The sequence below is a fragment of the Streptomyces sp. Je 1-332 genome (assembly GCF_040730185.1).
Taxonomy (GTDB): Bacteria; Actinomycetota; Actinomycetes; order Streptomycetales; family Streptomycetaceae; genus Streptomyces.
In genome coordinates, this window is the sequence record NZ_CP160402.1 from 2,113,277 (window position 1) to 2,126,135 (window position 12,859).

The 12,859-nt window shown below is 70.1% G+C and carries 13 protein-coding genes; 7 read left to right on the forward strand and 6 right to left on the reverse strand.

Annotated features, from left to right (window positions below; genetic code table 11):
- Positions 1-3 precede the first annotated feature (3 nt).
- From ABXJ52_RS09840 to ABXJ52_RS09850, 3 genes are all read left to right on the forward strand, one after another.
- On the forward strand, positions 4-798 hold the full coding sequence (locus ABXJ52_RS09840) for a thiazole synthase (protein WP_367041022.1): 795 nt from the start codon (positions 4-6) through the stop codon (positions 796-798).
- 91 nt (positions 799-889) lie between these two features.
- A complete protein-coding gene (pknB, locus tag ABXJ52_RS09845) occupies positions 890-2,851 on the forward strand; it encodes a Stk1 family PASTA domain-containing Ser/Thr kinase (RefSeq protein WP_367041024.1) in 1,962 nt (653 codons plus the stop codon).
- Between the two features lie 43 nt (positions 2,852-2,894).
- Positions 2,895-3,794 carry a deoxyribonuclease IV gene (locus ABXJ52_RS09850; protein ID WP_367041027.1) on the forward strand — a complete coding sequence of 300 codons (900 nt, stop codon included), beginning with the start codon at positions 2,895-2,897 and terminating at the stop codon, positions 3,792-3,794.
- 17 nt (positions 3,795-3,811) lie between these two features.
- Here ABXJ52_RS09850 and ABXJ52_RS09855 read toward each other — a convergent pair whose 3' ends face one another.
- Positions 3,812-4,444, reverse strand: coding sequence for a sulfite oxidase-like oxidoreductase (locus tag ABXJ52_RS09855; protein WP_367041029.1), 633 nt, complete (start codon positions 4,442-4,444; stop codon positions 3,812-3,814).
- 174 nt (positions 4,445-4,618) lie between these two features.
- Here ABXJ52_RS09855 and bfr point away from each other — a divergent pair, with 174 nt between their 5' ends.
- Positions 4,619-5,098, forward strand: coding sequence for a bacterioferritin (bfr, locus tag ABXJ52_RS09860; RefSeq protein ID WP_367041031.1), 480 nt, complete (start codon positions 4,619-4,621; stop codon positions 5,096-5,098).
- A gap of 15 nt (positions 5,099-5,113) precedes the next feature.
- Here bfr and ABXJ52_RS09865 read toward each other — a convergent pair whose 3' ends face one another.
- The 3 genes from ABXJ52_RS09865 to ABXJ52_RS09875 form a co-directional block, all read right to left on the reverse strand.
- Entirely contained in the window at positions 5,114-5,383 is a 270-nt protein-coding gene (locus tag ABXJ52_RS09865; protein ID WP_367041033.1) for a (2Fe-2S)-binding protein, read from the reverse strand.
- 164 nt (positions 5,384-5,547) lie between these two features.
- Positions 5,548-6,900 carry a class II 3-deoxy-7-phosphoheptulonate synthase gene (locus ABXJ52_RS09870; protein ID WP_367041035.1) on the reverse strand — a complete coding sequence of 451 codons (1,353 nt, stop codon included), beginning with the start codon at positions 6,898-6,900 and terminating at the stop codon, positions 5,548-5,550.
- Positions 6,901-6,935: 35 nt separating this feature from the next.
- Positions 6,936-7,877, reverse strand: a complete 942-nt coding sequence (locus ABXJ52_RS09875; protein ID WP_367041037.1) for a DUF2867 domain-containing protein — start codon at positions 7,875-7,877, stop codon at positions 6,936-6,938.
- Between the two features lie 51 nt (positions 7,878-7,928).
- On the opposite strand from ABXJ52_RS09875, the gene ABXJ52_RS09880 reads away from it, so the two are divergent.
- The 3 genes from ABXJ52_RS09880 to ABXJ52_RS09890 all read left to right on the forward strand — a co-directional run bounded on the left by ABXJ52_RS09880 (position 7,929) and on the right by ABXJ52_RS09890 (position 10,574).
- Positions 7,929-8,516, forward strand: coding sequence for a TetR/AcrR family transcriptional regulator (locus ABXJ52_RS09880; RefSeq protein ID WP_367041039.1), 588 nt, complete (start codon positions 7,929-7,931; stop codon positions 8,514-8,516).
- A gap of 10 nt (positions 8,517-8,526) precedes the next feature.
- Positions 8,527-8,586 carry a trp operon leader peptide gene (locus tag ABXJ52_RS09885; protein WP_106977022.1) on the forward strand — a complete coding sequence of 20 codons (60 nt, stop codon included), beginning with the start codon at positions 8,527-8,529 and terminating at the stop codon, positions 8,584-8,586.
- Positions 8,587-8,699: 113 nt separating this feature from the next.
- Positions 8,700-10,574, forward strand: coding sequence for an anthranilate synthase family protein (locus ABXJ52_RS09890; RefSeq protein WP_367041041.1), 1,875 nt, complete (start codon positions 8,700-8,702; stop codon positions 10,572-10,574).
- Positions 10,575-10,581: 7 nt separating this feature from the next.
- Here ABXJ52_RS09890 and ABXJ52_RS09895 read toward each other — a convergent pair whose 3' ends face one another.
- Complete coding sequence (locus ABXJ52_RS09895; protein WP_367041043.1) at positions 10,582-11,586, reverse strand: 2-hydroxyacid dehydrogenase; 1,005 nt, start codon at positions 11,584-11,586, stop codon at positions 10,582-10,584.
- Between the two features lie 129 nt (positions 11,587-11,715).
- Positions 11,716-12,753: a 6-phosphofructokinase gene (locus tag ABXJ52_RS09900; RefSeq protein ID WP_367041045.1), complete on the reverse strand. Its 1,038-nt coding sequence runs from the start codon at positions 12,751-12,753 to the stop codon at positions 11,716-11,718.
- Positions 12,754-12,859: the final 106 nt, after the last annotated feature.

Consider the following 12,859-nt stretch of genomic DNA (forward strand, 5'->3'; position numbering starts at 1 on the left):
GACATGGCAGACGACCCCTTCGTCATCGGCGGGCTCACCCTCTCCTCACGCCTGATCATGGGTACGGGCGGTGCGCCGAGCCTGGACATCCTGGAACGCTCCCTCGTCGCCTCCGGTACGGAGCTGACGACGGTCGCGATGCGCCGCCTGGACCCCGGGGTGCAGGGCTCGGTGCTCTCCGTCCTCGACCGGCTCGGCATCCGGGTCCTGCCGAACACGGCGGGCTGCTTCACCGCGGGCGAGGCCGTCCTGACCGCCCGGCTCGCCCGGGAGGCGCTCGGCACCGACCTGGTCAAGCTGGAGGTCATCGCGGACGAGCGCACGCTGCTTCCCGACCCGATCGAGCTCATCGACGCCGCCGAGACCCTCGTCGACGACGGCTTCACGGTCCTTCCGTACACGAACGACGACCCGGTCCTCGCCCGGAAGCTGGAGGACGTGGGCTGCGCGGCGATCATGCCGCTCGGCTCCCCCATCGGCTCCGGGCTCGGCATCCGCAACCCGCACAACTTCCAGCTGATCGTCGAGCGCGCGGGCGTGCCGGTGATCCTGGACGCGGGGGCGGGGACGGCGTCCGACGCGGCGCTCGCCATGGAGCTGGGGTGCGCGGGTGTGATGCTCGCCTCGGCCGTGACGCGGGCCCAGGAGCCGGTCCTGATGGCCGAGGGCATGCGGCACGGGGTCGAGGCGGGGCGGCTCGCGTACCGGGCCGGGCGCATTCCCCGGCGGCACTTCGCCGAGGCGTCCTCGCCCGTGGAGGGGATGGCCCGGCTCGATCCGGAGCGGCCCGCGTTCTGAGCGTCGCGTGCCTGTCACAGCTCGGCTGCAGTCGGGGCCCGAGCCAACCCGGGCGGGCAACCCTGTCAGCGGTGGCTCGTAGACTCCCTGCGTGGACACGACCCTTCAGGACCCGCTCGTCGGGCAGGTGCTCGACGGCCGCTATCGCGTGGACGGGCGGATCGCGGTCGGCGGGATGGCCACGGTCTACCGGGCCGTGGACACCCGCCTCGACCGCGTGCTCGCGCTCAAGGTGATGCACCCGACGCTGGCCGCCGACGTCTCTTTCGTCGACCGCTTCATCCGCGAGGCGAAGTCGGTCGCCCGGCTCTCGCACCCGAACGTGGTGGGGGTGTACGACCAGGGCGCCGACGGGGCGTACGTCTATCTCGCGATGGAGTACATCGCCGGTTGCACCCTGCGTGACGTGCTCCGCGAGCGCGGCGCCCTGCAGCCGCGCGCCGCCCTCGACATCCTGGAACCGGTCCTCGCCGCGCTCGGCGCCGCGCACCGCGCGGGCTTCGTGCACCGCGACATGAAGCCGGAGAACGTCCTCATAGGGGACGACGGCCGGGTCAAGGTCGCCGACTTCGGACTCGTGCGCGCGGTGGACACCGTCACGAACACGACCGGCACGGTCCTCGGCACCGTCTCCTACCTCGCTCCCGAGCAGATAGAGCACGGCACGGCCGACACACGCGTGGACGTGTACGCCTGCGGCGTCGTGCTCTACGAAATGCTGACCGGTGCCAAGCCGCACTCCGGTGAGAGCCCCGCCCAGGTGCTCTACCAACACCTCCACGAGGATGTGCCGCCCCCGTCGGCGGCCGTCCCGGGGCTCGCCGTCGAGCTCGACGACCTGGTGGCCTCCGCCACCGCCCGCACCCCCGACGTACGCCCGCACGACGCGGTGGCGCTGCTCGGGCAGGCCAGGCTGGCGCGGGCCGCGCTCTCCGTGGAGCAGCTGGACGCGGTGCCGCCGCAGGCACTCGCGGCGGACCCCGGCCACGACAACTCCGACGACCGTACGAGCGTGATCCCGCGCGCGGCACGCTCCGTACAGCTGCCGCTTCCCACGGACGGCGACGAGGACGGGCAGGACCGGCAGGACCAGCTCAACCGCACGAGTGTCCTCGCGTCACCGCCGCCCGGTCCACCGGCCACCCCGAGCCGCAGGCGCCCCGCTCCGCGCCGCCGCACGTTCGCGGTGGTCGCCGCGGTCCTGCTCGCGCTCGGCCTCGGCGCCGGGGTCTGGTACATCAACTCCGGCCAGTTCACGAAGGTCCCGCCGCTCCTGGCGAAGACCGAGTCGGCGGCCAAGAAGCGCCTCGGCGAAGAGGGGCTCGAGGTCAACGCCGTCAAGCGCGCCTACAGCGACACCGACAAGCGCGGCACGGTCATGGCCACCGACCCCGAGGCGGGCGAGCGCATCCGTGACAACGACTCGGTGACGCTGACCATCTCGAAGGGCCCCGAGATCGTGAAGGTCCCGAGCCTCGCGGACACTCCCGTGGCCAAAGCGAAGGACGAGCTCAAGGACGCCGGGTTCGCTCCCGGGATGACGAACAAAGCCTTCAGCGACGACGTCCGCAAGGGCTCCGTGATCCGCACGGACCCGAAGGCGGGCACCAAGCGCAAGGCGGGCTCCGCCATCGCGATCACCGTCAGCAAGGGCCCCGCGATCGACGTCCCCGACGTGACGGGCGATTCCCAGTCCGACGCGACGTCCGAGCTCGAGGACGCGGGCCTGAAGGTCAAGATCGCGACGAAGCGGGTGCACTCCGACGAGGACAAGGGCACGGTCATCGACCAGTCCCCCAGGGAGGGCCAGACGCAGCTCGCGGAGGGCGACACGGTCACGCTGACGCTGTCCAAGGGCCCCGAGATGATCGAGGTCCCGGACGTCGAGGGCATGAGCGTCGACGACGCCACGCAGGAGCTGGAGGACGCCGAGTTCGAGGTCGAGAAGGACCGAGGCCTGCTCGGTCTCTTCGGGGACACGGTGAAGAGCCAGTCCGTGGAGGGCGGCGAAGAGGCGCCCAAGGGCTCCACGATCACCATCGAGATCCGCTGATCCGCTGACGGGAGACTCACGCGCTCATGCCACCCTTGAGCGCGTGAGCAGCATCGACTCCCCCAGTACCGATTCCTTCAGCGCCTCGTCACGCAACCCCGTCGGCAGCCATGTCCCCGTGGCCGGCGGCCTCGCGTCCGTAGGGCTTTCGTACGCCCGTGACCTGGGCGCCGAGGCCGTCCAGGTCTTCGTGGCCAATCCGCGGGGCTGGGCCACGCCGCCCGGCAACCCGAAGCAGGACGAGGAGTTCCGCGCGGCCTGCGCCGCCGAGGGGATACCCGCGTACGTCCACGCGCCCTACCTCATCAACTTCGGGTCGCACACCGAGGCGACCGTCGAGAAGTCCGTGGAGTCGCTGCGCCACTCGCTGCGCCGGGCCCGCGCCATCGGCGCGCTGGGGGTCGTCGTGCACACCGGCTCCGCGACCGGTGGCCGGGACCGCGCCGTCGCGCTGCGGCAGGTGCGCGACCGGATGCTGCCGCTGCTCGACGAGCTGACGCACGACGACGACCCGTATCTCCTCCTGGAGTCGACCGCGGGCCAGGGCTTCTCGCTCTGCTCCCGCACCTGGGACTTCGGCCCCTACTTCGACGCCCTCGACTCCCACCCGAAGCTGGGCGTCTGCCTCGACACCTGCCACATCTTCGCGGCGGGCCACGATCTGACCGGACCCAGCGGCATGAAGCAGACGCTGGACCTCCTGGTCGACACCGTCGGCGAGGGCCGCCTGAAGCTGATCCACGCCAACGACTCCAAGGACGTGGTCGGCGCCCACAAGGACCGCCACGAGAACATCGGCACCGGCCACATCGGCGAGGAGCCCTTCCGCGAGCTGATGACACACGCGGCGACCGAGAACGTGCCGCTGATCATCGAGACCCCCGGCGGCAAGGAGGGTCACGCGGCGGACGTGGCACGGCTGAAGGAGCTCCGGAGCAGCTAGACCGAGCTGCCAGGAGATCAGAGCTCGGGGCCGTCCCCGGGCCCCTCCTGGTAGGAGTAGCGCTGCTCGGTCCAGGGGTCGCCGACGTTGTGGTAGCCGCGCTCCTCCCAGAAGCCGCGGCGGTCGGCGGTCATGTACTCGACGCCGCGGACCCACTTGGGGCCCTTCCACGCGTACAGATGGGGCACCACGAGCCGCAGCGGAAATCCGTGCTCCGCCGTCAGCAGTTCGCCCCCTTTGTGGGTGGCGAAGATCGTGCGCTCGTCCAGGAAGTCGGCCATGCGCAGGTTCGAGCTGAAGCCGTACTCGGCCCAGACCATCACGTGGGTGGCGTCGGGCGCAGGCGGGGCGATCTCGACCAGCGCCCGCGCGGGGACACCGCCCCATTCGGCGCCGAGCATGCTGAACTTCGTGACGCAGTGCAGATCGCCGACCACGGTGGCGTACGGAAGAGCCGAGAACTCCTCGTGCGTCCAGCAGTGCTTGGCCCCGTCGGCGGTGGCTCCGAAGACCCTGAACTCCCAGCGCTCCGGGCGGAACTTCGGCACCGGGCCGTAGTGGGTGACCGGCCAGCCCCGTTGCAGTCGCTGCCCCGGTGGGAGCTCCGGCTCCACTGCTTCCCGAGATGCGCGATCCGCCGACTGACCCATGTGTCCATCCTGACAGACCCGGGTAGGTGGACGTGACCAGGAGGCCGCCGACGGAGGCCGACCGGACGCTGATTGGGGCAACTCCTACTAAGCGTGCACTTACTGGACGGCCTCTCGCACCGGTGCAAGGATGCGCGGAACCTGCCCAGTTACCACGTGGAAGGAGCCTCTGCGATGCAGGGCGACCCCGAGGTCATCGAATTTCTCAACGAGCAGCTGACCGCCGAGCTCACGGCGATCAACCAGTACTTTCTCCACGCCAAGATGCAGGAGAACTTCGGCTGGCCCAAGCTCGCCAAGTACACCCGGTCCGAGTCGATCGACGAGATGAAGCACGCGGAGATCCTGACCGACCGGATTCTGTTCCTCGACGGCCTGCCCAACTACCAGCGGCTCTTCCACGTGCGCGTGGGTCAGACCGTCACGGAGATGTTCCAGGCGGACCGGCAGATCGAGGCGGAGGCGATCGACCGCCTCAAGCGCGGGATCGAGGTGATGCGCGGCAAGGGGGACATCACTTCCGCGAACATCTTCGAGTCGATCCTGGAGGACGAGGAGCACCACATCGACTATCTCGACACCCAGCTCGAACTGGTCGAGAAGCTCGGCGAGCCGCTCTACATCGCGCAGCTCATCGAGCAGCCGGAGGGCTAGACACCCTGCGGCGAGCTAGGCGGCCTCGTCCAGGCCGGTGTCCAGGCCGGTGTCCAGGGTCGCATCCAGGCCGGTGAGGACGGACTCGCCCTGGTCGGCCAGCTGCCTGCGGGGGCACGCGCCCCGGCCCAGTATCGCCTGGATGCTCCGTACGCACGAACCGCAGTCGGTGCCCGCCTTGCTGGCGGACGCTATCTGGCGGGGTGTGCAGGCGCCGTCGGCCGCGTGCTGCTTCACCTGTGCCTCGGTGACTCCGAAGCAGTTGCAGACGTACACGCGGTTCACCTCCCCGGGCAGGATTCATCGGCGGCGCCGTCCCGATTAATCGGTGAGGCTAACCTAACCTTACCCACGCCCCGGGGTCCACAAAAGCCCCGATACGCCGGTGGGGCACGGATCACATGGATCCGTGCCCCACCGTCGCGTCGTGCGGGAATACCTACTGATACCTACTGGTCGCGGTACATCTCCGCCACCAGGAACGCCAGGTCCAGGGACTGGCTGCGGTTCAGGCGCGGGTCGCAGGCCGTCTCGTAGCGCTGGTGGAGGTCGTCGACGAAGATCTCGTCGCCGCCGCCCACGCACTCGGTGACGTCGTCACCGGTGAGCTCGACGTGGATGCCACCCGGGTGTGTGCCGAGCGCCTTGTGGACCTCGAAGAAGCCCTTGACCTCGTCGAGCACGTCGTCGAAGCGGCGCGTCTTGTGGCCGGAGGCCGCCTCGTACGTGTTGCCGTGCATCGGGTCGGTGATCCAGGCGACGGTCGCGCCGGAGGCGGTGACCTTCTCGACCAGCTCCGGGAGCTTGTCCCTGACCTTGTCGGCGCCCATGCGGACGATGAAGGTCAGGCGGCCGGGCTCACGGTCCGGGTCGAGGCGCTCGATGTACTGCAGCGCCTCTTCCGTGGTCGTCGTCGGGCCGAGCTTGATGCCGATCGGGTTGCGCACCTTGGAGGCGAACTCGATGTGCGCGCCGTCCAGTTGGCGGGTGCGCTCACCGATCCAGACCATGTGGCCCGAGGTGTCGTAGAGCCGCCCGGTGCGCGAGTCCACGCGGGTGAGCGCCGACTCGTAGTCGAGGAGCAGCGCCTCGTGCGAGGCGTAGAACTCGACGGTCTTGAACTCCTCCGGGTCCGTCCCGCAGGCGCGCATGAAGTTGAGCGCGTTGTCGATCTCGCGCGCCAGCTGCTCGTACCGCTGGCCGGAGGGGGACGACTTCACGAAGTCCTGGTTCCAGGCGTGCACCTGGCGCAGGTCGGCGTACCCGCCGGTGGTGAAGGCGCGCACGAGGTTGAGCGTCGAGGCGGAGGCGTTGTACATCCGCTTGAGGCGCTCGGGGTCCGGGACGCGGGACTTCTCGTCGAAGTCGAAGCCGTTGACCGAGTCGCCGCGGTACGTCGGCAGGGTCACGCCGTCGCGGGTCTCGGTGCCCTTGGAGCGCGGCTTCGAGTACTGCCCGGCGATGCGGCCGACCTTCACGACGGGCACGGAGGCCGCGTACGTGAGGACGGCGCCCATCTGGAGCAGCGTCTTGAGCTTGTTTCGGATGTGGTCGGCCGACACGGCGTCGAAGGCCTCGGCGCAGTCGCCGCCCTGAAGCAGGAACGCCTCTCCCTTGGCGACGGAGGCCAGTCGGGCGCGCAGCTGGTCGCACTCGCCCGCGAAGACGAGCGGCGGATACGACTCGAGGTCCGCGATCACATCGCGCAGAGCCTCGGCATCGGGGTACTCAGGCTGCTGCGCCGCGGGAAGGTCTCGCCAGGTGTTGCCACCGTTAGTGGTGGTCTTAGCGTTCACGGTCACCCCCACAACATTACGGGGTGATGTCCGCCGTCCATTCACCCGCTCACCAAGTGAGACGGACCCGACACAGTCGAGCGCCGACGCTCAAGATCCCGCTCACCCGCGGCGGGCGTCGCCAGGGCGAGCCTGCGGTGCGCGCGGCGCATCATCATGCGGGCCATGAACGGATGGACGTGCTTGACCACGCCCCAGTAGGCCCGGCTGCGCAGGGCGTCGGCCCGCACCACCGTGCTGAGCGTGACGTGGCACCCCTCGACCAGGATCGACGCGCGGGCGGTCAGGCCCGCGGCCTCCACCTCCAGGAGCGCTTCACCGCCCTCGCGGGCGATCACCGGGAAGGCGTCGCGCAGGATGCCGGTCCAGGCCGCCGGGTCGCGCGGCTGCCCGGGGAGCAGCTCCATGCGGTACGCGTCCTCGTAACCCGGGCGGTCGACGGCGGTGCGGATCAGGCGGGCGGCCTCCGGGATGCCGATGGTCTCGGGGCGGCTCCACATGAGCCGGTTGTAGAGCCGCACCCGGGGCGACCACCGGACGGGGCGGGCGCAGCCGCCCGTCGCGGCCCGCTCGATGTTGTCGAAGACCTCTTCGATGATCGTGTCGTGCAGCGGCCGTACGACGGCGGGCCACAGCAGGCGGTCCTTGCCGATCAGTTCGGTCCGAAGGACGTGGCGGACACGGCAGTACCCCTCTCCGAGACCCTCCCCGGCCGGCTCGATGCTCAGCTCGTGGAAGCCGTTGTCCGGCGGCGTGAAGTCGAAGCGCACACGGCGCCCCGGCTCGTACTCCGTGACGCTGTAGCGGACCGGGCCGTGGCCGCCGGTCGCGCCCACGCCGAGCGGGCGGTCGAAGGTCATCGCGGCCCAGGCCGGCGTCGGGAAGAGCGGGTCGTCATCGGCGGAGAGCCGGTCGAGCAGGGCGCCCACGGCGTCCGCCGGAGCCTTGATCACGCGCTCGTGTTCGTTGTGTACCGCACTCATGTCGGACCTCCATACGCTGGCGTATGGTCGACCATACGGTACCGTACGGTCATGGCGCAACGGCAGAAGAAGAAGCCCGCAACGAAGCCCCGGCTCACCGCTCAGGACTGGGCGGACGCCGCCCTCACCGCGATCGGCGAGGGCGGTGTCGCCGCCGTCGCCGTGGAACCCCTGGCCGTCCGGCTCGGCACCACCAAGGGGAGCTTCTACTGGCACTTCGCCAACCGCGACGCCCTCATCGAGGCCGCCCTCGACCGCTGGGCACAGACCAACACCGAGGAGATGATCCAGGAGGTCGAGGCCGAGCCCGACCCCCGGCGGCGCGTCCGCCTCCTCTTCGGCGAGGCCATCGCGTCGGCCACCTCCGGCTCACTGGAGGTGGCCCTCCTCGCGACGGCCGGGCACCCCCAGGTCGCCGACGCCCTGCGCCGCGTGACCGAGCGCCGGGTGGCGTACGTGGCCAGGCTCTTCGCCGGGCTCGGCTTTCCCGAGCCGGAGGCCCGGCGGCGCGGGCTGCTCGCGTACACGGTCTATCTGGGGCACGTGCAGCTCGGGCACGCGGTGCCGTCGGCGCTGCCCACCGTCGACGAGTTCGGCGCGTATCTCGACGAGGCCCTGGACGTCCTGATGATGCGCTAGGGTGCGTGGCATGCACGCGCAGACGACGACTCGTAACTGGTGGTGGCCCGCTCATCCGGCGGCCCACTGACTCTGCGCGTATCGAGACTCGCGAAGGCCGCCCGAGGGGCGGCCTTCAGTGTTTTCCGGAGCGGGTTCTCCGGGCCGGGCCGTTCCTCTCCGAGTGAGAAGGAACAAGACCCGATGGAAGACCTGATGGACATCCCGAACCAGCTCGCGGGACTGCTGACGGACGACCGTCCGTTCGCCGTGCTCCGCCGCCGCACACCCAGCCACGACCACGACACGGTCGAGGTCCTGATCGGCGCGGTCGCCTCGTACGAGCGGCTCGCCGACATCCCCGACGCGGGCCTCGCCCTGATCCCCTTCCGGCAGATCAGGGAGCGCGGATTCGACGTACGCGACGACGGCACGCCGCTCGCGGTCCTGACCCCGGACGAGTCGTACGAACTCCCGCTCTCCGAAGCCCTGTCGGCGCTGCCCTCGCATGACGTGCGCGTCGAGGACGGGGCCTTCGACGTCGACGACGCCGCGTACGGGGAGATCGTCGGGCGGGTCCTTCGCGAGGAGATCGGGCGGGGCGAGGGCGCGAACTTCGTCATCCGGCGTACGTACGAGGGCGAGATCCCCGGCTTCTCCAGGGCGGACGCCCTGGCCCTCTTCCGCAGGCTGCTCGTGGGCGAGCGTGGCGCCTACTGGACGTACGTCGTGCACACCGGAGAGCGGACGCTGGTCGGGGCGAGCCCCGAGGTGCATGTGCGGATGTCCGGCGGGACGGTCGTCATGAACCCGATCAGCGGGACCTACCGCTACCCGGCCGAAGGCCCCACGGCGGACGACCTGCTCGGCTTCCTCGCCGACGGCAAGGAGACCGAGGAGCTGTCGATGGTCGTCGACGAGGAGCTCAAGATGATGTGCACCGTCGGCGACATGGGCGGTGTCGTCATCGGGCCGCGGCTCAAGGAGATGGCCCATCTCGCGCACACCGAGTACGAGTTGCGGGGCAAGTCGTCGCTCGACGCGCGCGAGGTCCTGAAGGAGACGATGTTCGCGGCGACCGTCACCGGCTCGCCCGTGCAGAACGCCTGCCGCGTCATCGAGCGCCATGAGGAGGGCGGGCGTGGCTACTACGCCGGGGCCCTCGCTCTCATCGGCCGCGACGCGGGCGGCGCCCAGACCCTGGACTCCCCCATCCTGATCCGCACCGCCGACATCTCCGCGGACGGAAAGCTCCGGGTCCCGGTCGGCGCCACGCTGGTGCGGGGCTCGGACCCGGCGGGCGAGGTGGCCGAGACGCACGCGAAGGCGGCGGGCGTCCTCGCCGCCCTCGGGGTGCGACCCGGCAGGCCCCGCGACGAGGGCGTACGCCCCGCACTGGCCGACGACCCGCGGGTGCGTGCGGCCCTGGACAGCCGGCGGGCCGGGCTCGCGCCGTTCTGGCTGCGGATGCAGGAGCAGATGGCGGAGCTGTCCGGGCACGCCCTGGTGATCGACGGCGAGGACACGTTCACGGCGATGCTGGCGCATCTGCTCCGCTCGTCGGGCCTCACGGTCTCCGTACGCCGCTACGACGAGCCGGGCCTGCGGGAAGCCGCCCTGGCACACGAGGGCCCGCTGATCCTCGGGCCAGGGCCCGGTGACCCGTCGGACCCCACCGACCCGAAGATGACCTTCCTGCGCTCACTGACCGCCGAGGTGATCAGCGGTCACCGCCACGGCGTCCTCGGCGTCTGCCTCGGCCATGAACTCCTGGCCGCCGAACTGGGCCTGGAGATCGTCCGCAAGGAGGTCCCGTACCAGGGTGCCCAGACGCGTATCGACCTGTTCGGACGGCCGGAGACGGTCGGCTTCTACAACAGCTTCGTGGCCCGCTGCGACGAGGAGACGGCGCTGGAACTGGCCGCGCACGGCATCGAGGTCAGCAGGGACACGGCCACGGGAGAGGTGCACGCGCTGCGGGGGCCTGGCTTCGCGGGCGTCCAGTTCCACCCGGAGTCGGTGCTCTCGCTGCGCGGGACGGCGATCGTGCGGGAGCTGCTGTCCGGGGTGCTGGTCTAGGACCGGGCTAGGAGGCGGGGGCCGCCGGTACGAGCACGTTCTCGCTGCGGCGGCCCTCCTTGTAGTCCAGGACGTTCTGCAGCGTGGTGTCGATGATCTGGCCGACGGCGTCCACGGTGTAGTACGCCTGGTGCGAGGTGACCACGACATTCGGGAACGTCACCAGGCGGGCCAGGGTGTCGTCCTCGATGGCTTCCAGGGACTTGTCGAGGAAGAAGAGCCCGGCCTCCGCCTCGTACACATCGAGCCCGACGCCCGCGAAGCGCCCCCTGCGCAGCTCCGAGACCAAGGCGTCGGTGTCGATCAGGCCGCCGCGGCTGGAGTTCACCAGGATCGCGTCGTCCTTCATCGTCCGCAGCGCGTCGGCGCCGATGATGTGCTGCGTCGCTGGGAGCAGCGGGACGTGCAGGCTGATCAGGTCGGCCTCCGCGAAGAGCTCCTCCTTCGCGACGTACTTCATGCCGAGTTCCACGCACGCGGGGTTCTCGGCGACGTCCCAGCCGAGCAACCGCATCCCGAAGCCGTGCGCGATCCGGGTGAACGCCTCGCCGATCTTCCCGGTGCCGAGCACGCCCACCGTGCGGCCCCGCAGGTCCCTGCCCATCAGGCCGTCGAGCCTGAAGTCGAAGTCGCGGGTGCGGTTGCTGGCGCGGACGATGCGGCGGTTGACGGCCATCGCGAGGGTCCAGGCGAACTCGGCGACGGAGTACGGCGAGTAGTACGAGACGCGGGCGATGGTGAGGCCGAGGCGCTCGGCGACCTGGAGGTCGATGTTGTTGAACCCGGTCGAACGCTGGGCGATCATGTGCGTCCCGCCCGCGGCGAGAGTCTGCAGGACACGGTTGCCGAGGTCCGCGTTGACGCTGGTGGAGACGATCTCGTAGCCGGCGGCGATGGGGGCGGTGTCCTCAGTGAGGAAGACGTCGAGACAGCGGACGTCGTGGTGCCCCTCGAAGGCCTTCTCGATGAGCGGCTTCTCATCGGCCTGCACGCCGAAGGCGAGGATCTCCATGGGGCGAGTGTAGGTATCACGGGGTAAATCGGCACCGCGGAGAAACGGGTGGGCGGGTGGGAGAAATCCGCCGCGAAGCAGCGGCACAGGGCACCCGCCCACCGGGATCAGCCGAAGATCAGCCGAAGATCAGCCGAAGAAAACGCCCACCTCGGAGTAGAGCTCCGGGTCAACAGTCTTCAACTTCGACGTAGCGTCAGCGATCGGTACACGCACAATGTCCGTCCCCCGCAGCGCGACCATCTTCCCGAAGTCGCCGTCCCGCACGGCCTCGATCGCGTGCAGCCCGAAGCGCGTGGCCAGCCACCGGTCGAAGGCGCTGGGCGTGCCGCCGCGCTGGACGTGCCCGAGGACGGTCGTCCGCGCCTCCTTGCCCGTCCGTCCCTCGATCTCCTTGGCCAGCCACTCCCCCACGCCCGAGAGCCGCACATGCCCGAAGGAGTCCTGCGTGCCGTCCTTGAGGACCATCTCGCCGTCCTTGGGCATGGCGCCTTCCGCGACGACGACGATCGGCGCGTACGACGCCTTGAACCGTGAGGTCACCCAGGCGCACACCTGGTCGACGTCGAAGCGCTGCTCGGGGATGAGGATGACGTTCGCGCCGCCCGCGAGCCCGGAGTGCAGCGCGATCCAGCCCGCGTGCCGCCCCATGACCTCGACCACCAGGACCCGCATGTGCGACTCGGCGGTGGTGTGCAGCCGGTCGATCGCCTCGGTGGCGATGCCCACCGCGGTGTCGAAGCCGAAGGTGTAGTCCGTGGCGGACAGGTCGTTGTCGATGGTCTTCGGTACGCCGACGACGTTGATGCCGTATTCGTCGGTGAGCCGCGCGGCGACGCCGAGGGTGTCCTCGCCGCCGATCGCGATGAGGGAGTCGACCTCGTACTTGGCGAGGTTCTCCTTGATCCGGCGGATGCCGTTCTCCGCCTTGAGCGGGTTGGTGCGCGAGGAGCCGAGGATGGTGCCGCCCCGGGGCAAAATGCCCCGCACGGCCGGGATGTCGAGCGGGACGGTGTCGCCCTCGAGGGGACCGCGCCAGCCGTCCCGGAAACCGACGAAGTCGTAGCCGTACTCCTGCACGCCCTTGCGGACGACGCCCCGGATGACGGCGTTGAGCCCGGGGCAGTCGCCGCCTCCGGTCAGTACTCCGATTTTCTTGGCCGCCATGGAAACGTCCCTTCGCCTCAGTGACCTGATGCGAGTCACGCTAATGGTGATCCAGGTCACTCGGGGACGGTCCGGATGGTCAATTCCTGGCCGGTACAGGGGAGTT

What these genes read in the sequence shown, in the direction of transcription:
- ABXJ52_RS09840 (WP_367041022.1), top strand. Translation starts at nt 4, where the DNA reads ATGGCAGACGACCCCTTCGTCATCGGCGGGCTCACCCTCTCCTCACGC.
- ABXJ52_RS09855 (WP_367041029.1), bottom strand. Translation starts at nt 4,444, where the DNA reads ATGGGTCAGTCGGCGGATCGCGCATCTCGGGAAGCAGTGGAGCCGGAG.
- bfr (WP_367041031.1), top strand. Translation starts at nt 4,619, where the DNA reads ATGCAGGGCGACCCCGAGGTCATCGAATTTCTCAACGAGCAGCTGACC.
- ABXJ52_RS09875 (WP_367041037.1), bottom strand. Translation starts at nt 7,877, where the DNA reads ATGAGTGCGGTACACAACGAACACGAGCGCGTGATCAAGGCTCCGGCG.
- ABXJ52_RS09880 (WP_367041039.1), top strand. Translation starts at nt 7,929, where the DNA reads ATGGCGCAACGGCAGAAGAAGAAGCCCGCAACGAAGCCCCGGCTCACC.
- ABXJ52_RS09890 (WP_367041041.1), top strand. Translation starts at nt 8,700, where the DNA reads ATGGAAGACCTGATGGACATCCCGAACCAGCTCGCGGGACTGCTGACG.
- ABXJ52_RS09895 (WP_367041043.1), bottom strand. Translation starts at nt 11,586, where the DNA reads ATGGAGATCCTCGCCTTCGGCGTGCAGGCCGATGAGAAGCCGCTCATC.
- ABXJ52_RS09900 (WP_367041045.1), bottom strand. Translation starts at nt 12,753, where the DNA reads ATGGCGGCCAAGAAAATCGGAGTACTGACCGGAGGCGGCGACTGCCCC.